We start from the raw sequence: 25,161 nt of genomic DNA, 5'->3' as shown, positions 1-25,161 counted from the left end.
AGAGAGAGGGGGTCAGGTGCGTACCTGACCCCCTTCGCGTACATTTGTCTTTTTCATTTACATATTTCTCCTCTTTTAATCAATAATAAGAAAAAAACCGGATGATTAAAGGAGTGGGTAATATGGAGGAAGTAAACCAGCAAGTGTTACGAGAAGCCCATCAGGCATGCGGAGATATTGAAACCATTCGTCAGCAGTTGATAGATGCGAGGCAACGAGGAGAACTGGCGTTAGCCCAACAATTTGAAGAAGAATTAATTCGAGCAGAGCAAGTCGCCAGAGAGTGCCAGCGGAAGCTTCAACAAACTACAGCAGGAAGTCTTGAGGGTGAGCAAATTCTTCAGCAGATCACTCATGACTTAACGACGTGTGGTCAAACATTGCGCCAACAATAAGAAAAAATAACCCATCAAAAGGAGGCTGACATGAGAATGTCAGCCCCTTTTTGAGATTTTGCTACGGACGCTGCTCTAAATCTTTCGCCGTCTGACTCATTTGTACATCCTTTTCATTTTTTAATGTGCCAAACAGTACATCAACGAACGGAGTAGAAACACCGTACCAATAATTTTCGTTTTTATAATGATGCAAAATGTGCGTTTTCTTGATCCACTGCCCAAACCTTGTTTTGGGCTTAAACGGTCGATGAGCAATGTAATGTTTCCATTCGTAGACGAAGAACATAGCGAGCAATCCTGTGCTAAAGGAAAGTGAGAGCAGTAGAGATCCAGACAGGACATAGAAGATCAAACAAAGGAGCAGCAAATTCGGAAAGCTATACCAGATCGGTAGGAATAATAATTTGAGATCATTCGGCATTTTGTGATGATCGTAGTGCAATCGTTTAATAAGCTTAAGAAGTAATGGATTGTTAGGTGTTTTAATGTGAAACAAAAAGCGGTGTGTGAGGTATTCACTAAACATGTAGGTGACAATCCCAATGACGATAAACACTGGGACAAGGTGAGAGAGGGTCATTGTCAGTAAGAAGCCAAGAACGATGAGAAACAGGATAAACATGATCAAGATATCAAGGTGGAAGAAAAAATCACGATACAATCCTTTTGCTTTCAAGTTATATGCCCCCGTTCATTTTCGTTTTCCAGAGTTCCAAGCTCGTAGACATCATCTCTTTCGTCAGAAACTCTGCGTGATCAAGGTCTCCTCTTAACGTAGCTTCGAGAAACTGCTCATAATAGTGCTTTGATGCTTGACGATGAGAAGGTTCTAGAAAGTATTTCTCAGCCATTTTGCCATAGATGTCTTGAAAACTATTAAGGATCAGAAGAAAGATTGGGTTGTGTGAAAGCTCAGCAATGTTTTTCTGTAGATTCCAATCAAAATTAGCGTATGATTTCGGATCGTCTGTTAGCTCTTCAAGTGGAATGAAAAGCGAAATGATTTGGAGTCTGTGATGAAGAAGAGCATCCCGGACATAAGCAGGTGTTAACGTAATCCGAAGCTCGAGCATGTAAACGATAAACTCATCAGGTATATCTTCGTGGTGCTGGAGGATGTTCACGATCGTCATTAAATTACCGTGTTTCCAATAATCATTAACAATTGCTGGCGCCCCTTTACGAATCGTAATCCATCCATCACGCTCTAGTCTCTGTAAGGCTTCACGAATGGTAGGGCGGCCGACTTGGTAGTGAGTAGCCAGTTCTCGTTCAGGAGGGAGCGGATCGTTTGTCGCCCATTCTTGTTCTAAAATAGAGCGGATAAGTTGTTTCGTGATTTTTTCGGAAGAACGTTCTTTCATGGAGAGTGATCACCTCGATTCTGGTAATACCAGAGTTTTTGTTGGTAATACCATTATAGTATAAAGAGTGGAAGATTGGTGGTATTTGTTTGAAGATTCTTTCTTTTGAAGGGGTGGGAGCGGAAGGAATTAAAAGTTAGCGATAAAAACACTCTGCAGATGAGGCTTTTGCAGAGTGTTTATGTTCTGGGATATAAAGAATAGAGATCTCCTACGGAAAAAATAATCTAATATAAACAAAAAATTAAACAACCACTTATTTATCATTAGGGAATTTTAATACGATTGTTTTTTTACTTTATTTACGTTCCTCTAGAAACTGAAGAACCTCATCTATGTTTGTGGAATACAAAAGAGTATATTCAAAGTCAAACATAGTTAGTTGATTTACTACTAGATATTCATCCGCCGGTATTGCGTTAATAAACCTCTTCCACTTATATTTCTTTTCCATCTTCAATATTTCTTGATCGATTCGCTCCTGATCTATTTTTAATACAGCGAAACTTTCAGTAACGATTTTTTTGTTTGGAAATTTCCTTTCCAAAATCTCAATAAATTTGGGTATGAGATTAGCGTCAGTTACAACATCCACATTACCAACTAGATCAATTTTATCAAACATTTCATCATGGAATCGATCGTCATTGCAAGTAGGATTAGTAAAAATAGCTACACAAAAACGATCTTTTTTTCCTTTTGGTTTATTAGATACCATGGGTTTTCTCCTTGTTAACTTTTGGTGGTACTTTAACTCTTTCCATTACACTAAGAATCTCCTGTAGTAGATTTGTTCCTGAAGATTGTTTTGCCTCAAGCCACTCACATCCATCTTGATTAATCATTTTTAGGGTCCAGTTATATGAAGGAGAAGAGAGGACGTGTACACCCTCAATATTCCATACATCATCTTGTTTATAATATATGATCAAGCGATTAGAGTAATGATAGCGTTGAATAGCGCGTTTGAATTGAGCAAGTAGCATGCTGTTTTTATTCAATTGGTTATTTTGTATAACTTCATCAACATTATGTATCCTTCGCTTTATTATATACTGATTATAATCAATTGGATCCAAGAGGAGTTCTTGGTTAAGTCTATCTGGTAAATGTTCTAAGCCCATTAACATACGAGGCACTATAACTTGTCTCCATGTAACGTCTGGAGATGAATGAACGTATATTTGAAATTTGCAGTTATCGAGTTTTTTACACTCAATAATATGATCATCACCGAAATAGAATAAGCTCTGTCCTTTTAGGTCAGTTGTGATTTCTACAATGAGATTTGTTTTTGCCAAGACCCACATGGCTTGGATAAATGATTCTTCAAATTTCAATTCTTCATCTGTATAATTCACAAGATTTTTGGCATAAAGCTTTTTAAATGTCTCTTCCCAAGCATGCTTCATTTCATTGGGATTATCAAAAGGTGAAGAGATGCCAATTAAGACTTTTCCTCCAAGAAATTTTACTATTAAATAGATTTCTTTTTTGGATAGGGTCCATGTTTTCATAGCTTATCTCCTTTTAGTATATAAAGTCCTTACCTCATGTTCTTAATATAATTTTCCCTTTCACTTTTCGAAAGATTAAAGTCCGGACGTAATTTTTTAACAGTATCATAATTCTGCTTGATGAAAATATATTTCTGGATCCATGTTGATAAGAACGATGTTAACACTGTAAATATTGCTAATATTAATATAAGTACTATCAGTTGAAGAGAATCAGTGACAAACGAAGACATTAACAACTGTGCAATGATATACCCGAAGCTGGACATAACTACGATAGGTGCAACATTAATTTTAATTCCTTGTTTTTGATTTTTTTGGAAAGTCCGTTTCTTTAACATCTTCCTATAATAAATGTGGAAGAATAATAGCAACGAAATAATAGCTACAAGCCCAATATAAAAGTAGTAGTTTTGTTTTACACCAATATTAAAGAATAGGAACTTTTGAATAACTAGAAAGTAAATATAGGTTGTTACTAATCCAAGAACGCCAAAAAATAAGTAGAAAGCATGTTCAAATTTATAGGGAGCAATAAAGCAGACAAGTCCCCAAAGGTTAATTGCTATGATAGGAATAATGCCAGCCCAAAATAATTGGATAGAAAAAGGAGCACTTATCAAGGGGATAATCCCCATAATATCTAAGTAAATAAACAAGAACCCAAAAATATAATGCCGATTATTTTTGGGTAGTTGTAGTCTACTAATATAGGAAAATGTGAACTCGTCGATGTCTTTACCTTTTTTCAAATGTCGTCACCTCATTTGTTATAGATTAAAATTTGATTAATCAAACCAAGGCACAATAGAATTAATACCTTCTCCAATATCATCTAATAGTGCAGTTGTTCCTTTCTTAATAGCATCACCGATGGAGTCCAATTCTCCATCATTATCAACATCCATGAATTTAAGATCACTCAAAGCAGTAGTAATGAAGATTCCTGCTAACGCACCAGCTAATGCTCCGACTGCAAGTCCAACTGGACCTCCAATAACGCCTCCCGCAAGAGCACCAGCATATGCTGAAGCTACTATTGATGACCCAGCAATTACAACATCCCCTGCTACATTGCCGGCGATTTCGCTGGTTGTTTTTTCTTGTTGAATGCCATGAATAATATCACCAGTTACAGTGGCTGCTACTCCCACAACACCAATTCTATTTCCTGCCCATTTAAAGGATGCTTTAATGTTTGTCATAGGATCAACTAACTTATAAAGTTTTGGATAATTGGTAGCGTTAGTACCAGAATAAGTTTTCTTATTGAATCCCATTAATTCAGGATTCGTCACATGAATTCTTGTTTTAGTAGCACCTTGGGCAGTTAAGTAGAATTCCCTTTTAACCCCAAAGCCTTTAAAATTTTTATTAATACTCTTTGCGGTAGTGTAACCGGTAGCGGTCGCTACACCAAGATTCGTAGCCGCATTAATAGAATTCTCTCGCCAAGATTCAAAATTTAAACCTAGAGTAGGAGAAGGGTCCCAATTCATCTCGTTGTTGAAATCGGAAATACCTACACCATTTGATATGACTCTAGGGTGTTTCGTAATAGAAGAAAAAGCATCGGTAGATATAATTGGTTTTTCGGAAATTTGATTATAATCATTATTCGATTGATATGTATCAACTGATAATTGTCCACTTTCAAAAAGTTCGTGGATTTGATTAATATATTTATTCATTAACTGGATATCTTGATCAACTTTATCTAGAGAGGTCCATTGATTTTGGTCAAATTGAAATAACTTTTCTGCTGTTTCATCTTTATGTTGCTTTGCCGATCTAAGTTGTTGATGGAATCTATTATCATCTAAAGGTGGTATTGAGATGATGTCATTTACACTATGAATCGTTTGATTTGCATCATTGGTAATATCGATTACCGTATCTTTTGCATATGTTAATCCAGTCTCTAAATCTTGTCCTAGAAAGCTTTCTCTTATTAATCCATTCGAAGATGGTTCGTAAGATTCCATCTCATTCTTTAAATCGTCCAAAGTTGATTCATATGTTTCTATTACCTGGTTATAAAATTCTAGAAATGAATGGTGTGCATCGTTATAGAAAGCTCTTATTGATTGGCCTCCTTTTCCTTTGAAGGACGCTTCAGTAGAAATAAAGTCTTGAATAGCAGATTGGATATTACTTATTTGATCTTTTTGCTGTTTAAGATCTCCTTTTATTTCAATTAGTCCATTTTCAATTGATTTGACATCCAGGGTCTTCATTATAGCATTCATCTCCTAACGTAATTGGATAGAGGAGGAGAGCTTTTTGTCGGCGTTCTCTAATTGTTGAACCGAATCTCGTACGGTCTGGTTGTTCTCGGCGAGAATCTGTTTATAGGCATTTCCGACCTCTGTTAGCATGTGATTTAACTCATTTAATCGGTTTACGACGTCTAGCGTATTCCCTTCTCCGGTGTTCTTTGGTAGCTCTGTGTTAAAGGAGCTCAAGCTCTTCTCAATGCGACTGATCGATTGTTCGACTTCACTGAACTTTACAAGCAATTCGTTACTCAATTTGCATTTCTCCTTTCCCTCGCTTCTTCTTCTAAACGATGTTTTTCCTGGGTTATGTTTAATTCCAATGCTTGTATTTCACGACGAAAGTAATCTGCTTTATTTTCTATTGTCGTAAGTGCGAAGTTTAACTGATTGATCGATAAATCTTGATAAGCCATCTTCATATCTTCGCGTATATTTTGGAACGAGTTCGCTAATTCCCCGGCCCATGTAGCGGGGGAGAGCTCAGGTTGATCGACAAGCTGTTTATTTTGGAGAAATTCACTCTGTAACCCATCTAGCTTCGTTAAACTAGCTTGAAGGCGGATGAGCTGAGCTCGTTTTTCCGCTACTTCAGATTGTAAATAAGATAAATAGGACATTTGCGCTATCCCCTTTGTATGGTTGATAAGAAAAATCATACTCAAGCAGTAGTATATGGTACCAAATGGAAGGGTTCTGGTAAATAGGTTGTTCTACCTGTTCGTGAGACTGACGTACGGGGTACTTGTACCTATACCCGTTTTCTGATTCTTAGTAACCATATTTTTGTAAAAATGGTAATAGTGTTAATCGGTGGTTTTTATAGCTTCATAGAGTTTACGTAGCCTTCACTAACAGATTTAATCATGAAAAGGAGTTAGATGTTAAATGGTTAGGGTGTTCGTTTATCGGGAAAGTACAGAGTAGACTCTGTTAAAGAATGTTCATACTTTTGCCATAACAAAAACGAGATTGGCGCTGTTATAATTAGGATAGAAGTCATGAATCAGTTCACCTAGAAAAGGAAAGAAGGAAAAATGATGAGCACAGAATCTGAATCTAAACTATTGTTTTCATTGAGCATTGTGCAGTTTATCCTATCTGCGTTAATACTTTTACTTCCGATTATGTATCTGATTACTCCTGAAGAGGAGAATTTACTATTATATGGCATTATGGGATTTGGCGTAATTAATTTACTTGCTGGTATTTCGAAACGTATCAAAGGGGAACACCGTTCTGGTATGTTTTACTCCATCGCAGGAGTTGTGCTGTTTGCGATTGGTGTAAGCATGTTGATGTTTTAATAGATTCTTATAGTAGACAGACCTATTCTCATGTGAGAGTAGGTCTGTTTTAGTATGGAGTAAGGAGAACGTTTGGCTGCATCTCTTCATTAAGCGTAGGTGATTCGACAGGAAGTTACATAAAGCGGGTGGTGACAGGCACTCGTGGGTCTTATCTACTAAAAAAAGTATTTGAATATTTCGGAATATTATCTATAATCAAGGTGAAGGGTGGAAATATTTACAAGGGTATAAAAGGGTGATTTGAAGGCATGTATTTCTTGCTTTTGAGGAGGTGATGAGAAAAGTGAATGGATACATAAAAGCCCCAGAATGTTTTGTCTTGGTGGACACATTCTGGGGCAGTTGTTGGCGTCCAAACCAACATTGATTTTAGTATACCCTGTATTCAAGCAGAGGGGAACCGTAATGGTGAATGCGAATGAATCTTATACCCGATTTAAAGGGACGGAAGGGAAAAGTAGGCATGGTCAATAACGAAGTAGAAATCTTAAATGACTATGAAATTAGTAAAACGACCAGGGCGATTGTAGTGGCGAAAGAGGTTGGATTTAGTTCGAGAATTTATGATCGATGCGGTATCTATTTATCAACAACAACTCCAGTAGATTTAATAAGGCAGGCTTGTCTCGAAGCAGGGGTTACGTATGAAGGGCGAAGAAAGGCGGTTATCTATCATTTGAAGTACGAACAGCAGACGCCCATCATCGTTTCCAATTGGAATGCGATATCGGTTTTTCCAACAGAGTCACCTGAAAGCATCGATTGCTGCTGGGTATTTTACCAGCATGTTAGAGATGTGTATGCGATCACGAAGAGTACTACAATGATTTTGTTTCAGGATGGTTTTGAGCTACTGGTTCCTGTCTCAAAGGGCAGACTACAAAAGCAAATGGAGCGAATGGGGCGCTGGATTAGTCATTATTCGAATAATCCTGTTTATTGTTGAGAGGTCGGAGGGATCAGGCACGCGCCTGATCCCTTCTTTCTGTTAAACTATAGAATAATAGGGTTTAATTAAAAGGTGAAAAGTGCATGGGCAAACCAAAACCAGCAGTATCTGATAAAGAGATGTTAGCGTATTTAAGATTTAGAACTCCAGAAGAAAATCAGGTTGGGATTTTTTTATTGGTTTTAATTATCATTGATTTCTTAGGATTTTTCCCTTACATGATCGGTCCGTTTTCAAGACAGTTCTTTATAGCTGCGCTAGTCCCAGCTATCTTTCTTAACCTGTGGATGATCGTCTATGTAGTCGCGCCTTATAAACTAGAAAAAGCATATTATCTTTTGGTAGGAGTTTTTTCGATTGTTAGTGCTTATTTGTATTGGTTAGGTAGCGAAAAGATCATTTATATCAATCTAGGCGTTGAGGGATACGCTGCTTTTATTGTTGGGTTGTTTATTCTGATTCTTCTCATCACGTTCTTCTATTTCTGTACACGTTATCAAAGTCGTAAAGGGAAAAATACGCGTAGCAAACAGAATCGGCAGCATCGAAGTGGATTTGGCATTTTGGTGACGATAGTGTTTATATTAGGCTCATCTCAGTTGGGGAATATCATAAACACTACGAAAGTGATGGATTTGTACGTTATTTTAGGGATGCTTTGTTTGCTGTCGTTCTTTATGTTAATTATGATCGGAAGTCTTCATCAATATCGCTTTATTCATAACCACCTACCAACCGTTCGAAAGCTTTATCCTGACTTTGGTAAAAGGAAGAAAGATAGAAAAGTATATCATCACTACAGTCTAGCCGTTATAAAAGAAGATGAATTAACAGAAGAAGAGATGAAAACGATGACAGGTGAAATAGGTGAATTTATTTCTTTTCTTCCAGTGAAAAAGGTCGCAGCGGATGGTTTTGATCAGGATGGTTTGCTTGATGAGTTTCCTGGAGGAGGTTGTGATCCTTTATGTATGGCGGTGATGAGAGTGAATCAGGAACGCCTTGATGAAGATATAAAAAAAATGGTGAGAACGAAGCGTTGGAAGTATTTCTTCAAAGGTATTCCTGAGGAAGAGTATGAAAAAGTGGAGGATGTCGTTCACTTTGACCCGAAAGAGGCAGTCCTTCAATCAGGGGATCTATCAGAAGTGAGAGCTTTTCTGCAGAAAAAAAAGAAGTACGTACCAACCCCATTACCAATTACTTGAAGGAATGAAACAAGTAAAACGAGAAGTAGTTAGTGTGATAGACCATGGTGTTGGAGGTGGAGGTAGATGGAAGATACAGCGTTCTGGATTATGATCGGCGGTGGTTTACTGTGCCTCATTGCCTGGGGATGGTATTATGCGTCTCTTGGAAAACGAATTGCGAAGGAAGAAGAAAAGGCAGGACGAGATCTCACGTATGAAATCAATCCGTTTACGGGCAGTTCGCACGGTGTTGATTCGAAAAAGAAGCAGGATCGTAAATAAGGTGATACTCTGCTAAGTGCTTGGAGCTATGCTAATGAAGAATGAACGTAACTCTGCTAAGATGTTTTATCTAGCTATTGGGATCATAGGGCCAGTCTTGATTGCGGTGGTATTTTTACGTATGCAAATGATGTTTGATAATCAACCTGGAGCTTTTGGTTTGATGATAAGCTTTTTCTTAATCCTCACCTATATTGAATTCCTGGAAAAGAAGGCGGGGTTAAGTAGGAAATACAGGTGGACGAGAGCGATGGGATCGATGGTGTTATTGACTTGTCTCACCATCTATATTTACCTGTAATAGACGGAGGGAGTGAAAAGCTGCGTTGAAGCGCAGCTTTTTTTCTGTCGATTATTTTCAAGTGGAAAGGGTGAACGGGGAGTGGATTTGAAGCTCATATTGGAACAATTGGATGTGAACGATAGGCAAGTAGATCTTGATCACCTTATTAATAATATGCTTCAGCAAATCGGTAGTACAGATCCTGTTTTAAGAGACGATCTCATTTATTCGACGTTTGGCAAACTGGTTATGATGGATTTCTTAAATAAAGAACAATTGAATCATCTATTGAACGTTTGTCTTGATCAAGAACATCTTTTTTATCAAATGGGAGAGCGAGAGACAGACTCGGTTTTCACACGTTCTTTTTCGGTTCTGGTAGTTGCACTTGTAGTCGAAAAAGATCGCTCCAGTCGTTTCCTGAAGAAAGAACAAATCGAAGCTTCGATAGAAGGAATTATACGTTATTTACAAGAAGAGCAGGATACGCGCGGGTTTGTAGTATCAAAGGGATGGGCGCATAGTATCGCTCACGGAGCTGATGCTCTTGCGGAAGTAATCAAACACCCGCTTTTTGATAGGAAGAAAACGTCTGAATGTCTTGATGCGATTCAAGAGTGTCTTTTCAAGGAAGGTACATATGTAGACGATGAGGACGAACGGCTTTTGTTTGCGATCGAGGCGCTTTTGGAGAAGGGAATGAAGGAGGAGGAGCTGAGTAATTGGGTGACGTCACTTAGTGACAATCTTGAAGCCCATTTTGAAGTGGAAAGGTATAGTGTGCAATTCTTTCATAAGAAGAAGAACGTACTATGTTTCGTGAAAAGCTGTTATTTTAGGCTGTTGATCAGGGATACGTGTTCTAATGCGAGACGTGTAATGGAAGACGTTGTGGAGAAATGGACGAGGGAGATTTATTTAGGAGATTGAGTGAGGTACATAAGAAGCGGTGGTACAACGATCAAACCCTTAGAAAGGAGTAGTTTCAGTGCCAAAATCATTACCAGGAAAGCTAGCTTTGTTTGTACTAGGGGTGGTTGTTATTCAGATCATAGTTTTTGTATGAATCAACACTTGGGGGGGTAAAAGAATGATGGGAATCGGATTAACGATAGTACTGTTTATTGTCAGTCTGTTTATTCTATATGTCGTAATCGAATCAGCCGTTAGAAGAGGGATTAATAGTTCCGTAATTGGGAAGTATCTCGAGGAAAAGCATGGAATGAAAGAAGAGCATAAACCTTCTTTTTTAGATCATGATCTGGATAGTGATGAGTGAGAGTTCGTTCAGAAAGTAGAAGTCAGCAAACAATAACACACAGGAAAAGGAGATGTTTCTCTCGATGAGAAACATCTCCTTAATGCTTAAATTTCAATAATCTAAGTGCATTTAAAATAACGATTAAGGCTGCGCCGGTATCGCTTAATACAGCGATCCAAAGTGTGAGCCAGCCCGGGAAGATGAGGGCAAGCGCGATCACTTTAATAATGATCGAGAACCAGATGTTTTGTTTAATAATTCTTAATGCTTTTTGGCTTAACTTCATTGTATGTGGAAGTTGATCAAGGTTATCGGCCATAAGAATAATATCGGCTGTCTCCATCGCTGTGTCAGTTCCAGCGCCACCCATTGCAATGCCTAGGTCGGCAGTTGCGAGTGCAGGAGCGTCATTGATACCATCTCCAACCATAGCTACCTTGTACCCTTCTTGTTGTAGCTTCTTAATGGCGTCTACTTTATCTTCAGGAAATAGCTCCGCAAAATAACGATTCACATTTGCTTCTGAAGCAATTGTTTTGGCCGTTCCTTCATTATCTCCTGTTAGCATGACCGTTTGTTTGATACCGCTTTGTTGTAATGCGTGTAAAGCCACGGCAGATGTATTTCGGATTGTATCAGAGACGGCAATCGTCCCAAGAATTCCTTGCTGTGTTCCGATAATGACGACGGTTTTACCGTTACGCTGCATTTCTTGTACATCTTTTTCTATTATTGTTAAAGGAACAGATAGTTCATCGAATAATTTTGGATTCCCAGCGTAATAGATCGTGCCATTGATTGTGGCTTGAACGCCTTTTCCGACGATAGTTCGAAACAGCTCACCATGCTGTGGTTGTAAGCCTTTATTGTTTGCATAGTTTACAATCGATTTTGCAATCGGGTGAGTGGAATGGTTTTCTAATGTTAAGGCGATGGATAGTAATTCTTGTTCTGATCCGTTTGACGCCTTAATGTCGGAGACTTTCGGTTTACCTTCTGTTAATGTTCCTGTTTTATCAAATGCAATAGCGGTGATCGCACCTGCTTTTTCTAAAAACGTACCGCCTTTAATTAATACGCCATTCTTAGCAGCATTTCCAATTGCTGACACGATCGCAACAGGTGTTGAAATAACGAGTGCACATGGACAAGCGATAACTAGTAATTCAAGCCCTCGATAAAACCAATCTCCCCATGTGCCAATGCTGAGTAATGGTGGTAAAACCATTACGACTAAGGCGAGCACGAACACGATCGGTGTATAAATTGCTGCGAATTTATCGATGAAGGCTTCCGTTGGCGCTTTCTGTTCCTGTGCTTCTTCAACGAGATGAATAATTTTGGCGATCGTCGTATCGTCAGCTAACTTCGTAACTTTAATCTCAAGAGAGCCGTGCTCATTAATGGATCCAGCATAGACGGTATCGCCGATTCCCTTATCAACAGGAATGGATTCACCTGTAATCGGAGCCTGGTTAACGCTCGATTCTCCTTGAATGATTTCCCCATCCAATGGAAGTTTATCACCGGGTTTAACGACGATAGTTTCACCGATAGTAATATGCTCTACAGGTTTCTTCACCATTTCTGAACCAGCTTTAACCCAGGCTTCTGGAGGAGCTAGATCCATCAAGTTACGAATAGAATTTCTTGTTTGTTCAATGGATTTTGTTTGCAGATAGTTTCCGATAGCAAACAGCCAAACCACGACAGCCCCTTCAAGCCATTCTCCGATTAACGCAGCGCCAATCGCAGCGGCAGACATGAGAACGTTCATGTCGAGTGAACGACTTTTAATTGCAAAGAAGGCACTTCTAACAGGTTTAATACCACTGATCACAATCGCAATGGCGTATAGAATGGTTGAAACGATTGAAGGAATGAGCGTAAAAGAACTTATGAGCCCTAGTGCTATTAAACTACCAGAAACGATCACTGCAGCATTTTCATTATTCTTCTTAGTATGTGTTGATTTTATAGTATCTGGAACCGCTTTGAATCCAATTTTGGAAACTTCTTTCATAATGCTTTCCTCTTGAGTAGAAGCGTCAATTTTCATTTTCCCCGTGGAAAAATTAACGCTCACTTCTTTAACGGTTGGCAAGGTGTTAAGGTGATTTTCGATACTTTTGGCACAGCTTCCGCAGTCCATTCCTTCAATATGAAATGTTCTATAATCCTTTTTCTGATTGATCGGTTCAACGGAATATCCAAGTTTTTTGATCTCTGCCTCAACCGGAGTAAAGGCATCTACAGAACTTGCAGCCACTTGCAGTTTTGCTGTACTGTAATTGACTTTTACTTCAGTCAGGTTCTTTAATTTACTTAACGCTTTTTCAATGGTTTTCGCACAGGCAGGGCAATCCATTCCATGAACTTGATAAGTCTTTTTCTCCTCAGAAGTATCGGTGGAATAAGCGTCTGTTTTCTCTAGCTGTTGTTCGCTACTGCAACAGCTTGTTTTTTTTGAGTTGGTGTCTTCAGTTACATCAGCGTTACTACTGCAACACTGATCCGCTTCTTGCTTGTATTCATTCTGAAGTGAAGAACTGCAGCAACTTGCTTTTTCGATAGAAGAATCGCTGCTACATGTGTTTTTTTCTTCCTTATTATCGTTACAACATTTATCTGCCAAGGAAAGTCCTCCTAATCAACGTGACGTTCACAGCAAGCGACATCATCTTCAACATCATCTAGTATGAGATCGAACATCGTGAGTAGATCTCGAATTTGTTGGTTTCGTAAACCGTAGTAGCAATACTTCCCTTCATTTCGACCTACTATAATTCCGCAACCTTTCAAACAAGTAAGATGCTGTGAAATGTTTGACTGGTTTCCATTTACTTCTTGAACAATCTCAGAAACGGTTTTTTCCACATCCTTTATGCTTTCAAGAATTTGAATTCGTGTTTTATTAGAAAACCCGTGAATAAGCTTTACTTTCATATCAATATCAACAGTTTGCATATGTGTCCTCCTGACATATTAGTGAAAACGAATATGTATGTTCTGTATCATATTAGCAATATCTAATATGTGTGTCAAATTAGTGTGAATTTTTATGAAGGTAGATAGTGAAGGTGCAATAGGTGATATCTATATAAAATAAGAGATTGAGTTATTTGTATGATTTTGGAATAATTAAAAATGGAAGTCATTGCGAAGTAAAGTGATATTTCATAAAAAGATGATAGCGTGAAGGAGTCATATAACCGATGAGGTTGCTTACATCCAAAAAGATGGCAGAGTTTGAACTTATTCAACAGGCTTTAATCAACGAAGGCTTACCAAAGTTGTCAGATGACGCAAGAATCAAGAGGTTAGGGGAAGGTGCCTGGCACTGTGCGTATTTGCTGGAGCGGGAGGGGCTTGTTCTTCGCATACCGAAGAAAATAGCTTACGAGCGAGAGGTGATTTTCAATCGTAAGGAATTAATAGCGGAGTATGCCGCGACAGAAGCATTTTACAAGCATGCTAATAAAGCAAAGAACGACATTTGCCCTAACTATTTTAAGTACAGCGTTAATGAAGAATTAACGTACACGCTTGAAACTTATGTAGGAAAATCATTTGATCTTAGCACCCAGACGATAGCAGATGCGAAAAGGTATGGAAGAGAGTTAGGGGAGTTCTACCTTGCTCTTGAATCATTCACTCCACCATTTAATGGGATCGGATATTTGCATCTTGACGAAAAAGAAGAATTAACAGGCGCGTATGATCTAACTGTAAGTGAATTTCTACTTGAAGAAACAGAAGAATATTGCGAGGAGTTAAATACGTTACTTGCGAGCCATTATACATTTGATAAAGAGAAAGTGAAGGAGCTTGGGGAAGCTTTGGTTACGACACGTTCGATTGAACATGAATCTATTATTCTCACAAATCAAGATGCTTCACCAGAGAATCTCATTTTCACCAAAAGTGGCGTTAAAATGATCGACCCTTATCCTCTTCTAGCTACTGGAACGTCACTTGCAGCTAATTATGTTTTTAACTATGAGACGTTATTTCCTACGTTTTATAACACAGAAAGGTATCGGAAAGTGAATTACCATCAACATGTTTCAAAGCTAAAAGCGAATGCAGAAGGGTTTAGGGAAGGGTATATCAGTAACTTGAACCAGAAGCATGAAGCCCTACATGTTGAGGTGTTTTTAAAACTTCTAACAATGACGCATGATCATCTTCTTTTGTGGCAGAAAGAATCTCTCACTCGTGAAGAAGTGATTCGTTATGGGACGAAGAGGCAAGTGGAGGAACGTTACTTGCTTTATTTGAAGGAGCTTGAGAAATATCCATACTTATAGGTGAGTTAATAAAAAGAGGTCAGACGATTCATTTGATGAATCGTCTGACCTTTTTGATTGAATGGTTATTTCGGTTTCTCTTCGTTCTTATCCATGTGCCATGAATATCCCGCTTTTCCCATATAGTAGAGAAAACCAGCAGACGATAGGATCGTTAGAATCGCGAAGATTAGTCCGATAAAGAACCCTCCTTTGAATAATCGTCTTTAATTTCTTTGTGCAATAATCGAGTTTGCGATTTCTACCATGTCTTCCTTCGTGAATGGAGGTTCTTCTCCTGATGGTGTGAATCCAGTCACTTTGTATAGCGCATTTTTGTTATTACTTAGCCATGTGATCGTTAAGAGGTGACCATCTTCAGCTTCTGTGTATGTGCCATTAACATCTTGATCAAGTTCCTCGTTCGTTTCCCCTATAGAGGTATCAATTCCCTTTTGGTCCTTGATCATAACGTTTAGTCGTTTGTCATCTTCTCCATAATAAAAATCCATTCCATATGGCTCTAATTCCGTTTCGGCTACAGCTTCCACGTCACTTACTTCTAATGGGATTTCCTCCATATTAGGCACGTTAATTTCGCTTCTAAAATCTTCAGGAAGTTTATCCACTTCAGTCTTAACTTCAGGATAATTCTTTTGCAGGGAGTCTAAATGATTTTCTGTAGACGCTTTCTCTTGTCCACCACAGGCTGCGAGGATAAGGATTAATCCGAATAGAACTGATGCTAATTTTAATTTCATATGTATCCCTCCTATTCTGTAGTACGAAATACGCTAGGAAAAGTTTCGGATTTAATGCCATTTGTTAGGTTTAATGGTATTAATGTAGCGTCGTGAAGTGGAATTAACATATGCCGATATTTTATAATTTTAGTTCTAAATTTAGTGTTATGGTACAATCCGGGTAAAGCACTTATATATAAATTAGAAAGGGAAGAATTTCTAGATGACAGACAATAACAAAAAGGTATTTTATTGTAACGTTGAGTTATCTTTAGATATTATTGGTGGCAAGTGGAAACCACTAATTGTCCATCATATCGGCGGAGCGGTAGTTATCAGATATGGTGAATTAAAAAGAAAGATCCCTAATATTAATGAACGGGTATTATCCAGGCAACTTCGAGAATTAGAAGAAGCAAATCTGATTCAACGAAAAGTATACGATGAAGTTCCACCAAGAGTGGAGTACTCTTTAACTGGAATAGCCAAGACATTAGTACCAATATTAAATGAACTAGGCTCTTGGGGAGCAGAGTATAATCAAACGTACAAGCATGGAGAAGTTGATTTTAAAGATGAATATACCCATTGAAGTAGAAGAGGATCGCATTTAAATAGAAATGCGATCCTCTTCTGCATATAAAACACTCAAAAGGGGACAAGATTTCAAATGATTTAGGTATCTTATTGTCTGTACGGGCAAAAAAGTCAGTACTTGTTCTCCACTTCAGGGGGGGATATACTGACCTCGTAATTGATTTCCAGTTCTAAAAAAGCAAGCTTCAATTTTCTAAGTGATTGAAACCCGGGTGAATATTTAAAATAGTATTGTAGCGCTGCTTCATAGAATGGATGTTGCAATTGTTCTTAATATTTGAAGATAGTATAAAGGGAGAGTATATAAATGGAACTTATGGAAACTTTAACAAATAGATATTCAACGAAAGAATTTGACCAATCGAAGAAAATTTCTGAACAAGATTTCAATACGATAAAACAATTATTGCAATTAGCCCCCTCCTCTACGAATGTTCAACCTTGGCATTTTGTTATTGCTTCAACTGAGGAAGGAAAAAAACGTGTAGCGACTGCTGCTCAAGGAGATTTTAGCTTCAATGAACCCAAAATAGTGAATGCAGCTGCGGTGGTGGTCTTTTCAACGAGAATAGAGATTTCGGAGGATTTCTTGGAGCATGTTACTGAAAAAGAAGATCAGGATGGACGTTTTGCCGAAGAAAAGCATAAGCAGGGTACTCATGATGTAAGAAAAATGTTCGTGGATTTACACAAATATGATCTCAAAGATCTTTCGCAATGGAACGAAAAACAAGTGTATTTAAACGTTGGAAGTTTTTTATTGGGCGTTGCAGAGCTTGGAATTGATGCCGTTCCGATGGAAGGACTGGATATGAAAGCACTTGATATTGAGTTCAACCTTAGAGAAAAAGGGTTTACTTCAAGTGTAGTTGTTGCTTTAGGGTATCGTTCTGAAACGGACTTTAATGCTTCACTACCAAAATCAAGATTGGATCAATCAGAAATCATAGAGGAAGTGTAATAAAGGAACTTCGAAAATATCGGTCACTTTTATATAGAAAAATGTTTGGGCATTGTTATTTAGTTAGGAGTGTTTAGTAACTTGGGCAATGATCTATAGAGGTCATTGCTTTTTTATGGAATTGAAGGGAAAGTTTCTAAAATAAATGTAAATAAGGTTATCAAACTTTCCTTTTTCAAAACGGAGGGATTTAATTGAAAATTCTTATCACGGGTGCAACGGATGGTATAGGTCTAGCGACTGCCAGAAAGTTGATTTCTGAAGGACATGAAGTATTGCTTCATGGGCGTAATGCTAAAAAACTGGCAAACGTGACAAATGGGTTTGAGATGAATGATTCGGAGCAATATGTAGCTGATTTATCACAATTATCTCAGGTTAAAAAGTTAGCAAGGGAAATCATAGAGAAGCATGACTGGTTAGATGTTCTTATAAATAACGCAGGCGTTTATCATTCGCCTACTCCTACTAATGAAGCTGGTCTAGATATTCGATTTGCAGTCAACACCTTGGCACCATATCTGCTGACAAAAGAGTTGCTTCCCCTGATGAATGAATCGAGTCGTGTCATTAATTTGTCTTCTGCAGCTCAAGCCCCCGTTGATGCTAAGGCACTTGCGGGTTCTAAAAACCTTCGTGCCGGAGAGGCATATGCACAAAGTAAACTTGCATTAACCATGTGGACTTTTGAACTTGCAAAGCAAGTGGCACCAGTCTTAGTTGCAGTGAACCCGAAATCGTTACTAGGAAGTAAGATGGTGAAAAAAGCGTTTGGGGTAGATGGAGAGGATATTAATATCGGAGCTGAGATTTTATGCCAGGCAGCACTCTCGGAAGAGTTTAAAGATGCGTCAGGGAAATATTTTGATAATGACATTGAAGAGTTTGGTGAACCGCATCCAGATGCCCAGGATCAAAACAAATGTGCTGATCTCGTCCAACAACTAGATGTTATCATTGCGAAATATACCCAATAATAATTTAACATAACTAGCTAATTGAATGGAGCAGTTATTCTTTTAGAGAGTATGGTAATCGATTAGGAAAAGGGGAACTCCATTATTGGAGCTCCCCTTTTTAGATCGAATGTTAATTATCCAATTTTAAGCCAATAATCGCTCATAAATAACTTCTTTCGTCTCTAAATCGATAGCATCTACTTTAATTTTCACTACCTGGTTATCATCATTCTTCTTAGCACCCCAGAGACGTATGTAGTTGTTACTATTATGATCCAGGAAATTCACCTGAACAGTTCTAACATCCCCGATTTCTACTTGTTTGTCCTCAATCCAACACTCTTGAAAGACCATTGTTTCTTTCGGTTGGCTTAATAGGTAGTCATGCATGAACTTTTCAAACTCAGGAAAATTCATCTTTTGATCTTCAATACAAACCTTGTTAAATTCATCGCGATCCGTAATATGGTAATTTGCTTTTGATTCGTTATTCATTGTAATTCCTCCTCGTAAACACGGTTGATAGATAGTTATTTCCCCGAAAAAGATCTAGGTAAAACATCAAGAAAAAAGAAAGATTCTGATCGGTTGGGAGGAGAAGTTTACTTCCGTCTTTGCGAATGTATGGTGGTGAAATAATAGTGATATGAAATTTTGAAAGAAGGGATTGTGAAATGGTCAGCGAATGTATGAAATGCTGATGGAAAGAGGTGAGTGACATGGATAATAAAGTAATGAGAAACGAGTATATACGGTAGTGAAAATGAAAAGAAGGAATGATGGAGTTGATTAGTAACTACCAAGTGATTGACCGATTTCCAACCAGCGACGAATATGTACGGTTGTGTTTATCAGTCGGTTGGAATAATATGAATTTTTCTGTGGCGGAAAAGGCGGTTCATCAATCTATTTATGCAACGACGGTATCCTATGGAGATGAAGTTATTGGCATGGCTCGTATCGTTGGTGATGGAGGGATGTATTTTTATATTCAGGATTTCGTCGTTCACCCGATGCATCAGGGAAAGGGAGTAGGAAAAATGTTAATGGATCAGCTTTTCTCCTATTTGAAGGAACATGCTCCTACGCAAGCCTTCATCGGTCTTTTTGCAACAGAGGAGGGAAGTCACTTATATAAGCAGTTTGGCTTTGAACAACCGGGTGATATGAATGGAATGTTTCGCTTAACCCCTATTGAATCATAATGCGTCTGGAAGGTGGCGGTGTCTTAGTTAAGAGGATATCGTCACTTTTTTATGGGGATTTTTGAAACTATTTGGGATCTTCACACGTAAATAAACAAAAGGGAGGAATGGAAATGACAGCATTAATTGTAATATTACTCGTTATTGCATTTATCGCATCTGGCTTTTCAAAATCCTCATCGACGCGTCGTTCTCCAGGTGGAACGGATCATTCAAGCTATTATAGTGGTGGCCATCAAAGCTCCGGCTACGATAGTTTCGGTGGAGATGGTGGAGGGTGCGGTGGTGGTGAGTAATCAGGAAGCTTAGTTGTTGAGGTGAGAGAATGTTGAAAGGAATCAAACGTATATTGGCGATCATAACGCTAGCTTTAGCGGTAGCTGCTTTCGTCAAGGGTAGTGTTGCAATCCTTGCCCCTATGCTCCTTTTTCAGGGACTTTTTATAGCCGTTTTAGGGTTTGAGGAGAGGGGAGAAAGGCGTAGAAAGAAAGCTGCCATGATTTTTCTTGTGTCTGCTCTGATTATTCTGACTTCTGTTTATATTCTTTAATGATTTGCGAAAAGGTCATTTCAAAAGGAGGGATTGTCATGAGTTCTCATTTTCGTGTAAAGCCTAGTAAAGTTAGTTCCATGATCGGAATGATTGCTGGCTTTCTTTTTGTGATTATCGGTATTGCATTTGTTTCGCAAATAGGCGCATTCGGTATTGTTTGGACTGTGTTGGCGATCATTATCACGGGCTACCATGCCCTGAATGTTTTTAGTAAGGATGGTGTTTCAACGTATCAAGCTGAAGTTGATCATGACGATGATAACCATGTCACTTCTAATCAAGATTACGAGTCGAAAATACGTCAGCTTCATCGTTTGAAGGAAGATCACATCATTACGGACGAAGAGTACCAAAAAAAGAAAGCAGAACTCTTGGATCGTAAGTGGTAGAATAAGAGTAGCGTATGGATGAGTTGAAATACATAAGAGACATGAAGGTTGCTTGCCATGTTGAAAGGAGCACCATGTGAAGACAGAGATCATAAAGTTAACGAAACCAACTGCTCAATTTGTTGAAGTCCTGAATCGGTGGGAAAATGATCGAGAATTGATTCCGCTGATTCGCCCGAATAAAAGCAGGGAGGAATTAGAGCGACGCGAGACGATCACTCTTGAGGGAGTGAGGGAGCGTCTTACGTATCAGCAGATATTCCAGATCTTTGTGAATCACGAGATGATCGGAGAAATGAATTACATGGTGGACCCTCCGCACCTTTTGAAGCAAGAACCAGGAACGGCGTGGATTGGCATTACGATTGGCGAACCTGATGGTAGAGGCAAAGGAATTGGATATGAAGCGATCCAACATTTAGAAGAGCAAATTTACCAGCAGGGTTTTAATCGTATTGAACTAGGCGTGTTTGAGTTCAATACGAATGCGCAAAAGCTCTACCGAAAGCTTGGATACGAAGAGATTGGTAGATTAGAAGATTTCACTTACTGGCAGGGGAAAATGTGGTCAGATATTCGAATGGAAAAATATTTGTAAAAAAGCGCCGATCAATTAGTGATCGGCTTTTTTTGATTATTTGTGGCGGGGATCGAGTACGTATCTGACACCGTCCTGCTTATAATATAACCACTCCAGTAATAATAAGCGCTATAGAAAGAAATTTTCTTCTAGTAGTCTTTTCGTTGAATAAGATGAGACCGGCTATGGTTGTGCCGACGATAGAACCACCGGACCAGATGGCGTACGCCAGGCCAATTTCGATGGATTGGACAGAAAGAGTGAGAAAGTAGATGCATAGCCCGAACAACACAAATGAGGCGAGGCCTGGAATTTTGCGCGTGAAACCAGCTGATAGCTTTACGGCGATACTGCCAATTATCGAAAATGCGAGTGCTGAAATTAAGAAAATCATATCGTTTCCTCCCTTTTTTCTTTATAGCGAGACTTTGTATTTAAGCCAACGATGCCAATCACAATGAGGAAAATGGCGAGAACTTTTGAGGGTGAAGTAGACTCTTGAAAGAGGAGAATCCCAGCAACGGCAATGATCACCGTACCTCCCCCAGACCAAAGTGCGTTAATGATACCCAATTCGTGCTCTTTCGTTAAAAAAATGTAAAAAAGGTTCGCGATAGCATAACTCAAGATCACGATTAAGCTTGGTCCCCACTGGCTAAATCCATTACTGTATTTCATGAATGTCGCCCCAACCACTTCAAATGCAATAGCGATACTAAGCCAGATATAAGTACTTTTCATTGTTATCCCCCAGTTCTTGATTAGATTCTAATACAAGAATAACGTTTGATCGAGGAGAGTGGGTAATATCAATAAATGATGGATCGATAACTTCAGGTTATAATATAGGGGGGAATCATATGAAAGAGGAGAGTGTTAATCTTGCTTCTCAAGTTAACATACTTTATCAAAATTGCTGACGAGAAAAGTTTCACTCGCGCAGCAAAAGCTTTATTTGTTTCACAGCCGGCTCTTAGTAAGCAGATGAAGAACCTTGAAGAGGAGCTTGGTTTTTCTCTTTTTAATCGGTCAGTTAAAGGAGTCGAGCTGACTACTAAAGGTCAAGCTTTTTACGAAGATATTAAACCGCTGTTTACACAGATTAATCAGACGGTCGATCGCTATAAGAAATTTGATCAGATACGCTTTGGATCGACGCCGATTTTAAGTACGTATTTTTTGCCTGGATATTATGAGCAGCTTCAGTATTCGAATGTTCACGTTACAGCTATTCGAGAAGATAGTTTGGATTTGGTTCCTCAGTTAACTTCCCATGAAATTGATGCCGCAATAGTTCAGAATACTCCAGTGATCGAAGGGATGTATTCTACATTTCTATTTTCTGAACCTTTTGTTGCGGCTGTACCTGTTTCTCTTTCATTAGCGAAAAAGAAAGAGGTGACATTAGTAGAATGTTTTCGGTATACGCAAATAATCCCTCCAACCGGCTATCTTTCTGAGCGGGTAAGAGGGATATTGAATGACCATTTATTTGAGGGAGACGTATTAGAAACGCACTATCTCGGGATGGGTGGACTTGTTGCGCTTGGAATCGGCATCGCTTATCTTCCGAAAATGATGGCTGATGCGATCGAACAAAAAGGCGTTGTTTTTCTTCCGATAAAAGGAGAGCCATTAGGAAGAGAAATGTATCTTCATACGAACAGTCATGCTCTTCTTTCTCTTTTATCAGCATCTTTCGATCGTCGTTAACGGTCGAGTGGTAATGATATGGTAACAACGGTTCCTTCTCCAACGGAGCTATCAAATTCAATAGTTCCTTTATGTTCGTGAATGATTTTATAACAGACGACTAGCCCAAGCCCGGTACCAGTATCTTTATTCGAGAAGAACGGCTCACCAAGTCGCTCTAATCGCTCTTTTGGAATGCCTACGCCCTTATCAGAAATCTCGATTAAAAGGCGTGTGTCTGTGTTGCACGTCTTGATGGAGAGTAATCCTCCATCTGGCATCGATTCAATGCCGTTTTTGATAATGTTCATAAGAACCTGAGTGATTTGGTTTTTCTCACAGTTCATCATAAGTGATGGTGTGTGGAAATTTGTCTGGACGTCGACTTTGTTTAATAAAAGCTCTGGCTCCATAAGTGAGACGACGTTACGGGTCAGCGTCATAATATCGGTTTGTTGGTACGTAACGGCCTGGGGTCGCGCGAGTGATAGGAATTCATTGATAATCGATTCGATCCGGTCCATTTCAGATAACATAAGCAGCAATATATCACTATGGATCCGATCTTTGTATAGTTGAATGAATCCTTTTACAGAAGTTAATGGATTCCGAACTTCATGAGCGACCGCTGCTGCAAGCTGTCCGATTGCGGAGAGCTTTTCTGAACGAAGGAGTAGCTCTTCCGTTCTCTTACGATCGCGTATATCTCTTGTTATGGCAGACATCGCCGTAATGTTTCCCTCGTGATCTTTGATTGGTGAGTAGGTAATGCTTACATCAATTAGCGTTCCGTCTTTTGTCTTCCTTACTGTATCGAAATCAACGACACCGTCACCATCAATAACGGCTTTCATGATCCGATTGGCTTCATCTTTATTGTCATTTGGGTAGATGTCAAACAGGTGATTAATCATGTCATCATCCGTATAGCCGTAAAGTCGCTGGAAGGCTGGGTTTACTTTAATAACTTCTTTATCCAAGTTACTAACCGAAATAGCATCGGCATTATTTGTGAAAATAGAGGCGATGAGCTCCTGTGTTTCAACAAGTTCCTTTTCCACTTCTCTACGTGCTGAAATGTCTCTTCCAATGGCAATTAAATATTTCCGATCACCATCAGTGTTGTATGTTGGGGCTTTAATAATTTCGAATGTGCCTATCTCTCCACTGACAAGTTCAAGTTCGTATTCATATTCCACCTTCGTTTTCTGTTCCCATGCAAGCCGATCAGTGTTTGCATTGTTTCTAAGCAGTTGGTATGCATCAACGCTACTGCAGTTTAACTCCTCACACGTTTTCCCTTTGTATTTTCCCTCTTCAATTCCGAATATTAATTTCGCATACGCATTCATTTCAAGAATGCTGCCGTGTTTATCTTTGAAAATAATAAATTCAGGTATAGAGTCTATGAGCGAGCGTAATTGCGCTGCTTGATCAATTGTGTCGAACTGAGCATTTTTGAATTCAGTAATATCTTTTACGATTTTATAAGCACCGCGGAAGTGTCCATTCGTATGAATGGGAATGGTTTTGATTAGTAGGTGAACCTTATTGTTGTTAATATCATACGCCTCAATTTCGTAAGAGCGCTGATCTCCATATAAGGCTAACTCGAAATGTCTACCGATCTTAGCAATCGCTTCCTCATTTACCACATGCCGAGGTGCTTTGATCAGGTCTTCCATTGAATAGCCAAGCATTCTGTGAAGGGCTTGATTGATTAGGGTTAGCTTTAAGTGTTGATCAATAAATGCAATCCCATCAGGGTTTTCATTAATTAATGAGTGAAACCGCTGTTCGAGCTCTTCGGTAGGAATGGTTTCATTGTTATCTGAAGGTTCACGGGTAACTTCCTTGTAGAGAGCCTCTTTATCCTCAACAATAACGAGTGTCACATGGTTCGAATCTATTGGAGAGAAACGAATCGCTTCCTTCGTAAAAGGGAGGGGGAGTTCGATGAATACTCCCGGCTCCATTGTAAAAGCTCGATCGAGATGGGCTTGGATTTGATTCTGTTCGATCGATAGAATGCTTTCCAAGCATTGTATTGATCCTGCTTTTTCATAGGATGAGAATCTTGAAATAGCATACTCATTAACATGGACGATGCCCCCGTTCCGATCAAGAACAACGAGGGGAAGAGGAATGGCATCGTAATGGGCGTAATAGGAAGCAGTATTCATAAATGTAACCCTCCAGATCTCGTAAACTATTTTACTATTATAACAAATGAAAAGGGGAGGGGGGTCAGGTACGTACCTGGCCCCCACTCCTTTATTAAAATGTTATCAGATTCACATTGCTGTTTATCACATAACACTGTATGATACATAGTATATATAGTGTACGACACACAGTAAGGA

33 protein-coding genes are annotated in these 25,161 nt (G+C 38.9%); 18 read left to right on the top strand and 15 right to left on the bottom strand.

Annotated elements, in window-relative coordinates; all coding sequences use genetic code 11:
• The first annotated feature begins 122 nt into the window (after positions 1 to 122).
• Entirely contained in the window at positions 123 to 395 is a 273-nt protein-coding gene (locus Q4550_RS00845; RefSeq protein ID WP_303529522.1) for a hypothetical protein, read from the top strand.
• A gap of 61 nt (positions 396 to 456) precedes the next feature.
• Here Q4550_RS00845 and Q4550_RS00840 read toward each other — a convergent pair whose 3' ends face one another.
• The 8 genes from Q4550_RS00840 to Q4550_RS00805 form a co-directional block, all read right to left on the bottom strand.
• On the bottom strand, positions 457 to 1,074 hold the full coding sequence (locus Q4550_RS00840; RefSeq protein WP_371018471.1) for a sterol desaturase family protein: 618 nt from the start codon (positions 1,072 to 1,074) through the stop codon (positions 457 to 459).
• 1 nt (position 1,075) lies between these two features.
• Positions 1,076 to 1,762: a GntR family transcriptional regulator gene (locus Q4550_RS00835; protein ID WP_303529519.1), complete on the bottom strand. Its 687-nt coding sequence runs from the start codon at positions 1,760 to 1,762 to the stop codon at positions 1,076 to 1,078.
• Positions 1,763 to 2,060: 298 nt separating this feature from the next.
• A complete protein-coding gene (locus Q4550_RS00830; protein ID WP_194220872.1) occupies positions 2,061 to 2,480 on the bottom strand; it encodes a hypothetical protein in 420 nt (139 codons plus the stop codon).
• Positions 2,470 to 3,279 (bottom strand): hypothetical protein, encoded by an 810-nt coding sequence (locus Q4550_RS00825; protein ID WP_303529517.1) that lies wholly within the window; start codon positions 3,277 to 3,279, stop codon positions 2,470 to 2,472. Before Q4550_RS00825 ends, Q4550_RS00830 begins: the two co-directional genes overlap by 11 nt.
• A gap of 29 nt (positions 3,280 to 3,308) precedes the next feature.
• Positions 3,309 to 4,031, bottom strand: a complete 723-nt coding sequence (locus tag Q4550_RS00820) for a hypothetical protein (RefSeq protein ID WP_303529514.1) — start codon at positions 4,029 to 4,031, stop codon at positions 3,309 to 3,311.
• Between the two features lie 36 nt (positions 4,032 to 4,067).
• The gene (locus Q4550_RS00815) at positions 4,068 to 5,516 is read right to left on the bottom strand and encodes an LXG domain-containing protein (RefSeq protein ID WP_303529512.1); all 1,449 of its coding nucleotides are present in this window, start codon (positions 5,514 to 5,516) and stop codon (positions 4,068 to 4,070) included.
• 15 nt (positions 5,517 to 5,531) lie between these two features.
• Positions 5,532 to 5,810: a DUF5344 family protein gene (locus tag Q4550_RS00810; protein WP_303529510.1), complete on the bottom strand. Its 279-nt coding sequence runs from the start codon at positions 5,808 to 5,810 to the stop codon at positions 5,532 to 5,534.
• Positions 5,807 to 6,175: a YwqH-like family protein gene (locus Q4550_RS00805; protein WP_303529507.1), complete on the bottom strand. Its 369-nt coding sequence runs from the start codon at positions 6,173 to 6,175 to the stop codon at positions 5,807 to 5,809. The genes Q4550_RS00810 and Q4550_RS00805 overlap by 4 nt, the downstream gene beginning before the upstream one ends.
• A 420-nt stretch (positions 6,176 to 6,595) precedes the next feature.
• Here Q4550_RS00805 and Q4550_RS00800 point away from each other — a divergent pair, with 420 nt between their 5' ends.
• From Q4550_RS00800 to Q4550_RS00770, 7 genes are all read left to right on the top strand, one after another.
• Entirely contained in the window at positions 6,596 to 6,862 is a 267-nt protein-coding gene (locus Q4550_RS00800) for a hypothetical protein (protein WP_194220877.1), read from the top strand.
• A 421-nt stretch (positions 6,863 to 7,283) separates the two neighbouring features.
• Positions 7,284 to 7,811 (top strand): competence protein ComK, encoded by a 528-nt coding sequence (locus Q4550_RS00795; RefSeq protein ID WP_303529502.1) that lies wholly within the window; start codon positions 7,284 to 7,286, stop codon positions 7,809 to 7,811.
• A gap of 86 nt (positions 7,812 to 7,897) precedes the next feature.
• Positions 7,898 to 9,022, top strand: coding sequence for a hypothetical protein (locus tag Q4550_RS00790; protein ID WP_303529498.1), 1,125 nt, complete (start codon positions 7,898 to 7,900; stop codon positions 9,020 to 9,022).
• A gap of 66 nt (positions 9,023 to 9,088) precedes the next feature.
• Entirely contained in the window at positions 9,089 to 9,286 is a 198-nt protein-coding gene (locus Q4550_RS00785) for a hypothetical protein (RefSeq protein WP_303529495.1), read from the top strand.
• A 34-nt stretch (positions 9,287 to 9,320) separates the two neighbouring features.
• Positions 9,321 to 9,587 carry a hypothetical protein gene (locus Q4550_RS00780; protein ID WP_303529492.1) on the top strand — a complete coding sequence of 89 codons (267 nt, stop codon included), beginning with the start codon at positions 9,321 to 9,323 and terminating at the stop codon, positions 9,585 to 9,587.
• An 81-nt stretch (positions 9,588 to 9,668) separates the two neighbouring features.
• A complete protein-coding gene (locus Q4550_RS00775) occupies positions 9,669 to 10,499 on the top strand; it encodes a DUF2785 domain-containing protein (RefSeq protein ID WP_303529489.1) in 831 nt (276 codons plus the stop codon).
• Between the two features lie 160 nt (positions 10,500 to 10,659).
• Positions 10,660 to 10,848 (top strand): hypothetical protein, encoded by a 189-nt coding sequence (locus tag Q4550_RS00770; RefSeq protein WP_303529486.1) that lies wholly within the window; start codon positions 10,660 to 10,662, stop codon positions 10,846 to 10,848.
• A 79-nt stretch (positions 10,849 to 10,927) separates the two neighbouring features.
• Here Q4550_RS00770 and Q4550_RS00765 read toward each other — a convergent pair whose 3' ends face one another.
• Positions 10,928 to 13,402, bottom strand: a complete 2,475-nt coding sequence (locus Q4550_RS00765; RefSeq protein ID WP_483298551.1) for a heavy metal translocating P-type ATPase — start codon at positions 13,400 to 13,402, stop codon at positions 10,928 to 10,930.
• Between the two features lie 74 nt (positions 13,403 to 13,476).
• Positions 13,477 to 13,797: an ArsR/SmtB family transcription factor gene (locus Q4550_RS00760; RefSeq protein WP_303529480.1), complete on the bottom strand. Its 321-nt coding sequence runs from the start codon at positions 13,795 to 13,797 to the stop codon at positions 13,477 to 13,479.
• Positions 13,798 to 14,045: 248 nt separating this feature from the next.
• On the opposite strand from Q4550_RS00760, the gene Q4550_RS00755 reads away from it, so the two are divergent.
• Positions 14,046 to 15,140 carry a hypothetical protein gene (locus Q4550_RS00755; RefSeq protein WP_303529476.1) on the top strand — a complete coding sequence of 365 codons (1,095 nt, stop codon included), beginning with the start codon at positions 14,046 to 14,048 and terminating at the stop codon, positions 15,138 to 15,140.
• A gap of 206 nt (positions 15,141 to 15,346) precedes the next feature.
• On the opposite strand, the gene Q4550_RS00750 is transcribed toward Q4550_RS00755, so the two are convergent.
• The gene (locus tag Q4550_RS00750) at positions 15,347 to 15,880 is read right to left on the bottom strand and encodes a hypothetical protein (protein ID WP_303529473.1); all 534 of its coding nucleotides are present in this window, start codon (positions 15,878 to 15,880) and stop codon (positions 15,347 to 15,349) included.
• A gap of 205 nt (positions 15,881 to 16,085) precedes the next feature.
• Here Q4550_RS00750 and Q4550_RS00745 point away from each other — a divergent pair, with 205 nt between their 5' ends.
• From Q4550_RS00745 to Q4550_RS00735, 3 genes are all read left to right on the top strand, one after another.
• Positions 16,086 to 16,454: a winged helix-turn-helix transcriptional regulator gene (locus Q4550_RS00745; RefSeq protein WP_303529471.1), complete on the top strand. Its 369-nt coding sequence runs from the start codon at positions 16,086 to 16,088 to the stop codon at positions 16,452 to 16,454.
• A gap of 312 nt (positions 16,455 to 16,766) precedes the next feature.
• On the top strand, positions 16,767 to 17,420 hold the full coding sequence (gene nfsB, locus Q4550_RS00740) for an oxygen-insensitive NAD(P)H nitroreductase (protein WP_303529468.1): 654 nt from the start codon (positions 16,767 to 16,769) through the stop codon (positions 17,418 to 17,420).
• A gap of 194 nt (positions 17,421 to 17,614) precedes the next feature.
• Positions 17,615 to 18,397, top strand: a complete 783-nt coding sequence (locus Q4550_RS00735) for an SDR family NAD(P)-dependent oxidoreductase (protein ID WP_303529465.1) — start codon at positions 17,615 to 17,617, stop codon at positions 18,395 to 18,397.
• A 126-nt stretch (positions 18,398 to 18,523) separates the two neighbouring features.
• Here the strand turns inward: Q4550_RS00735 and Q4550_RS00730 are convergent, their stop codons facing one another.
• On the bottom strand, positions 18,524 to 18,874 hold the full coding sequence (locus Q4550_RS00730) for a hypothetical protein (RefSeq protein ID WP_194220887.1): 351 nt from the start codon (positions 18,872 to 18,874) through the stop codon (positions 18,524 to 18,526).
• Between the two features lie 290 nt (positions 18,875 to 19,164).
• Here Q4550_RS00730 and Q4550_RS00725 point away from each other — a divergent pair, with 290 nt between their 5' ends.
• From Q4550_RS00725 to Q4550_RS00705, 5 genes are all read left to right on the top strand, one after another.
• A complete protein-coding gene (locus Q4550_RS00725; protein WP_303529459.1) occupies positions 19,165 to 19,584 on the top strand; it encodes a GNAT family N-acetyltransferase in 420 nt (139 codons plus the stop codon).
• A 113-nt stretch (positions 19,585 to 19,697) separates the two neighbouring features.
• Positions 19,698 to 19,880, top strand: coding sequence for a hypothetical protein (locus tag Q4550_RS00720; RefSeq protein ID WP_303529456.1), 183 nt, complete (start codon positions 19,698 to 19,700; stop codon positions 19,878 to 19,880).
• Positions 19,881 to 19,909: 29 nt separating this feature from the next.
• Positions 19,910 to 20,134: a hypothetical protein gene (locus Q4550_RS00715; protein ID WP_303529453.1), complete on the top strand. Its 225-nt coding sequence runs from the start codon at positions 19,910 to 19,912 to the stop codon at positions 20,132 to 20,134.
• Between the two features lie 38 nt (positions 20,135 to 20,172).
• Positions 20,173 to 20,526: an SHOCT domain-containing protein gene (locus tag Q4550_RS00710; RefSeq protein ID WP_303529450.1), complete on the top strand. Its 354-nt coding sequence runs from the start codon at positions 20,173 to 20,175 to the stop codon at positions 20,524 to 20,526.
• 76 nt (positions 20,527 to 20,602) lie between these two features.
• Positions 20,603 to 21,124 carry a GNAT family N-acetyltransferase gene (locus Q4550_RS00705; RefSeq protein WP_303529447.1) on the top strand — a complete coding sequence of 174 codons (522 nt, stop codon included), beginning with the start codon at positions 20,603 to 20,605 and terminating at the stop codon, positions 21,122 to 21,124.
• 79 nt (positions 21,125 to 21,203) lie between these two features.
• On the opposite strand, the gene Q4550_RS00700 is transcribed toward Q4550_RS00705, so the two are convergent.
• Both Q4550_RS00700 and Q4550_RS00695 read right to left on the bottom strand, forming a co-directional pair.
• On the bottom strand, positions 21,204 to 21,500 hold the full coding sequence (locus tag Q4550_RS00700) for a DMT family transporter (protein ID WP_303529445.1): 297 nt from the start codon (positions 21,498 to 21,500) through the stop codon (positions 21,204 to 21,206).
• Positions 21,497 to 21,847 (bottom strand): DMT family transporter, encoded by a 351-nt coding sequence (locus tag Q4550_RS00695; protein ID WP_303529442.1) that lies wholly within the window; start codon positions 21,845 to 21,847, stop codon positions 21,497 to 21,499. Before Q4550_RS00695 ends, Q4550_RS00700 begins: the two co-directional genes overlap by 4 nt.
• Before the next feature lie 141 nt (positions 21,848 to 21,988).
• Here Q4550_RS00695 and Q4550_RS00690 point away from each other — a divergent pair, with 141 nt between their 5' ends.
• Positions 21,989 to 22,819 carry a LysR family transcriptional regulator gene (locus Q4550_RS00690; RefSeq protein ID WP_303529439.1) on the top strand — a complete coding sequence of 277 codons (831 nt, stop codon included), beginning with the start codon at positions 21,989 to 21,991 and terminating at the stop codon, positions 22,817 to 22,819.
• Here Q4550_RS00690 and Q4550_RS00685 read toward each other — a convergent pair.
• Positions 22,816 to 24,981, bottom strand: coding sequence for a PAS domain-containing protein (locus Q4550_RS00685; RefSeq protein WP_303529438.1), 2,166 nt, complete (start codon positions 24,979 to 24,981; stop codon positions 22,816 to 22,818). The two genes, Q4550_RS00690 and Q4550_RS00685, sit on opposite strands and share 4 nt — an antisense overlap.
• Positions 24,982 to 25,161 lie beyond the last annotated feature (180 nt).

It is taken from the genome of Anaerobacillus sp. 1_MG-2023, assembly GCF_030547345.1.
GTDB lineage: Bacteria > Bacillota > Bacilli > Bacillales > Guptibacillaceae > Guptibacillus > Guptibacillus hwajinpoensis_B.
This window is presented reverse-complemented; position numbering and strand designations above follow the sequence as displayed.

Coding starts and splice junctions, on each gene's coding strand:
- Q4550_RS00845 (WP_303529522.1), top strand. CDS start 123: ATGGAGGAAGTAAACCAGCAAGTGTTACGAGAAGCCCATCAGGCATGC.
- Q4550_RS00835 (WP_303529519.1), bottom strand. CDS start 1,762: ATGAAAGAACGTTCTTCCGAAAAAATCACGAAACAACTTATCCGCTCT.
- Q4550_RS00830 (WP_194220872.1), bottom strand. CDS start 2,480: ATGGTATCTAATAAACCAAAAGGAAAAAAAGATCGTTTTTGTGTAGCT.
- Q4550_RS00825 (WP_303529517.1), bottom strand. CDS start 3,279: ATGAAAACATGGACCCTATCCAAAAAAGAAATCTATTTAATAGTAAAA.
- Q4550_RS00815 (WP_303529512.1), bottom strand. CDS start 5,516: ATGAAGACCCTGGATGTCAAATCAATTGAAAATGGACTAATTGAAATA.
- Q4550_RS00805 (WP_303529507.1), bottom strand. CDS start 6,175: ATGTCCTATTTATCTTATTTACAATCTGAAGTAGCGGAAAAACGAGCT.
- Q4550_RS00800 (WP_194220877.1), top strand. CDS start 6,596: ATGAGCACAGAATCTGAATCTAAACTATTGTTTTCATTGAGCATTGTG.
- Q4550_RS00795 (WP_303529502.1), top strand. CDS start 7,284: ATGAATCTTATACCCGATTTAAAGGGACGGAAGGGAAAAGTAGGCATG.
- Q4550_RS00790 (WP_303529498.1), top strand. CDS start 7,898: ATGGGCAAACCAAAACCAGCAGTATCTGATAAAGAGATGTTAGCGTAT.
- Q4550_RS00785 (WP_303529495.1), top strand. CDS start 9,089: ATGGAAGATACAGCGTTCTGGATTATGATCGGCGGTGGTTTACTGTGC.
- Q4550_RS00780 (WP_303529492.1), top strand. CDS start 9,321: ATGAAGAATGAACGTAACTCTGCTAAGATGTTTTATCTAGCTATTGGG.
- Q4550_RS00770 (WP_303529486.1), top strand. CDS start 10,660: ATGATGGGAATCGGATTAACGATAGTACTGTTTATTGTCAGTCTGTTT.
- Q4550_RS00760 (WP_303529480.1), bottom strand. CDS start 13,797: ATGCAAACTGTTGATATTGATATGAAAGTAAAGCTTATTCACGGGTTT.
- Q4550_RS00755 (WP_303529476.1), top strand. CDS start 14,046: ATGAGGTTGCTTACATCCAAAAAGATGGCAGAGTTTGAACTTATTCAA.
- Q4550_RS00750 (WP_303529473.1), bottom strand. CDS start 15,880: ATGAAATTAAAATTAGCATCAGTTCTATTCGGATTAATCCTTATCCTC.
- Q4550_RS00745 (WP_303529471.1), top strand. CDS start 16,086: ATGACAGACAATAACAAAAAGGTATTTTATTGTAACGTTGAGTTATCT.
- nfsB (WP_303529468.1), top strand. CDS start 16,767: ATGGAACTTATGGAAACTTTAACAAATAGATATTCAACGAAAGAATTT.
- Q4550_RS00730 (WP_194220887.1), bottom strand. CDS start 18,874: ATGAATAACGAATCAAAAGCAAATTACCATATTACGGATCGCGATGAA.
- Q4550_RS00720 (WP_303529456.1), top strand. CDS start 19,698: ATGACAGCATTAATTGTAATATTACTCGTTATTGCATTTATCGCATCT.
- Q4550_RS00715 (WP_303529453.1), top strand. CDS start 19,910: ATGTTGAAAGGAATCAAACGTATATTGGCGATCATAACGCTAGCTTTA.
- Q4550_RS00710 (WP_303529450.1), top strand. CDS start 20,173: ATGAGTTCTCATTTTCGTGTAAAGCCTAGTAAAGTTAGTTCCATGATC.
- Q4550_RS00700 (WP_303529445.1), bottom strand. CDS start 21,500: ATGATTTTCTTAATTTCAGCACTCGCATTTTCGATAATTGGCAGTATC.
- Q4550_RS00695 (WP_303529442.1), bottom strand. CDS start 21,847: ATGAAAAGTACTTATATCTGGCTTAGTATCGCTATTGCATTTGAAGTG.
- Q4550_RS00685 (WP_303529438.1), bottom strand. CDS start 24,981: ATGAATACTGCTTCCTATTACGCCCATTACGATGCCATTCCTCTTCCC.